Below are 1,768 nucleotides of genomic sequence, written 5' to 3' on the forward strand. Positions count from 1 at the left end.
AGACGCTGGTTGAAGGTGGCGTGATGCGTCTCGGGAAAGAGGCCGCCATTCAGGAATACCGTCGACAGAAGGCGCGGCGTCGAACCTTCACCGCCATTGTGCCGGGCCAGCAATTCCTGCGCGACAGTGTCGCCATAGTCGTGCGCAAGGATATGCGTCTCATCCACTTCCAGATCGGCGCACAAGGCGGCGATCAGGTCGGCCTGATCCTTGATCGAATAGGTATGGCCCGGCGGTTTGGCAGAAAATCCGAAGCCGATCATGTCGATGGCCAGAAGACGAAAGCGCTGGCCTAGCGCGTCCCATAGGCCGTGCCAGTCCCAGGACGCGGTTGGAAAGCCGTGGATGAGCAGGAGGGCGGGTCTCGCCTCGTCCTGCCAGTCGCCGCCCTTCCAGTAGGCGATCTCGTGATTGCGCCAGCACCAGGAAAGGCTTTTCTGACGCCACGCTTCCAGCTCCGGTGAGAGCTCCATGACACGACTTTCACTATCCGCTCGATGAAAGGACGGTAAACTTCACTGACAGGGCGCTCAACAGGTTTTCACCGATTGCCGCCTCGCCGCAAAGCAGGGATGGTGGCGCCGGACGCAAGGCCGAACACAGGGGAGATATGCGCGTGCGCGCCGATGTGGAGCTTCTCATTATCGGAGCGGGTCTCGCGGGCCTCGCACTGGCAGAGCGCCTCGCCCTTTCCAGTCATCGCCGCATGCGCGTTGAATTGATCGAGCAGGCGCCCGCGCCAGCGATCGGACGGCGCAGCTGGAGCTGGTACGAACAGGGCCGTCCGCGCGCCGCGTTCGATGCAAGCTGGTCACGCTGGGCGATGAGTGCCCGTGGCATGAGTGCCGGCAGGCCTTTTTCCGACGGGCGATACGGTCTGATGCGCGGTGAGCGGATAGCTGCGAGTGCGCTCGCAGCCATCGAGGCAAGTCCGTCCATCTCCTTGCATTGCGGTGTCGATGTCGTCTCGATGCGTGCCGTGGCTGGTGGGGTGGAAGTAGAAACGTCAGGCGGTTCGCTCCGTGCACGGCAGGTGATTGATACGCGCCCGGCTGGCGCTGACCTTCTGGCGCGGGCACCTTGGGTGCGTACCGGCGTACGCGCAGAGGTGCGTACCGGCTCGGCAGTATTCGAGACCGATACTGCCTTGCTCGTGCATGCACTGCGCAAGGAGGGCGCGGCCATCTGCTTTGAAACCGTTCTGCCACTTGCGCCCGACCATGCCGTAGTGGAGGCGGTCAGGATTGCCGGCCACCATGACGCTGCCCGGCCAGACTTTGAAGGCGCACTTGCGCAGCTGGTTTCCGGAGCCAAGGCCGATATCGGGCTGCGCATGCGCAGTGCCAGCCCGATGGGGCTTGGCGATCACTGGTCAATTCCAGTGGGCCGCGTACGCCACGCCGCCAGCCGGGGCGCGGGTCTGGCGCTGGTCGGCGCTCCGGGGCGAGACGCCAGGCGCGCGCTGCAATGGGCTGACCCCGCCTTCCGGGCACTGGTAGAGGGCCGCAGCCCGCCTGCGCTTCAGGCCCAGTCGCTTGCGGCCCGGTTCGCGGGGCGGGCGCTCCTTGCGCGAATGGCGGGCAATCCCGCTCGCCTCATGTCGCTGGCCGGACGTGTGCCCGGAGACGGCATTGTCCGTATGGCGGGGGGCGGCGGCACGTTTATCGATGCGATGCGTCTGTTCCGGGCCCTGATCTAGCGTTTGGCAAACGGAAACGATGTGACGGCGCCTTCGGAAGCGGACGCCACAAGGGCCGCGGATTTCGCG

At 65.3% G+C, this 1,768-nt stretch carries 2 protein-coding genes; one reads left to right on the forward strand and one right to left on the reverse strand.

From position 1 onward, the window contains the following. A partial coding sequence (locus ACTS2Z_RS01515) for an alpha/beta fold hydrolase (RefSeq protein WP_442571469.1) occupies positions 1–473 on the reverse strand: 473 nt, incomplete at its 3' end. 137 nt (positions 474–610) lie between these two features. Here ACTS2Z_RS01515 and ACTS2Z_RS01520 point away from each other — a divergent pair. Next, positions 611–1,699, forward strand: a complete 1,089-nt coding sequence (locus ACTS2Z_RS01520; protein ID WP_442571470.1) for a lycopene cyclase family protein — start codon at positions 611–613, stop codon at positions 1,697–1,699. Positions 1,700–1,768: the final 69 nt, after the last annotated feature.

The organism is Glycocaulis sp. (genome assembly GCF_052168375.1).
GTDB lineage: Bacteria > Pseudomonadota > Alphaproteobacteria > Caulobacterales > Maricaulaceae > Glycocaulis.

Bases quoted from the DNA above. Each gene is read 5' to 3' on its own strand.
- ACTS2Z_RS01520 (WP_442571470.1), top strand. From the start codon at position 611: ATGCGCGTGCGCGCCGATGTGGAGCTTCTCATTATCGGAGCGGGTCTC.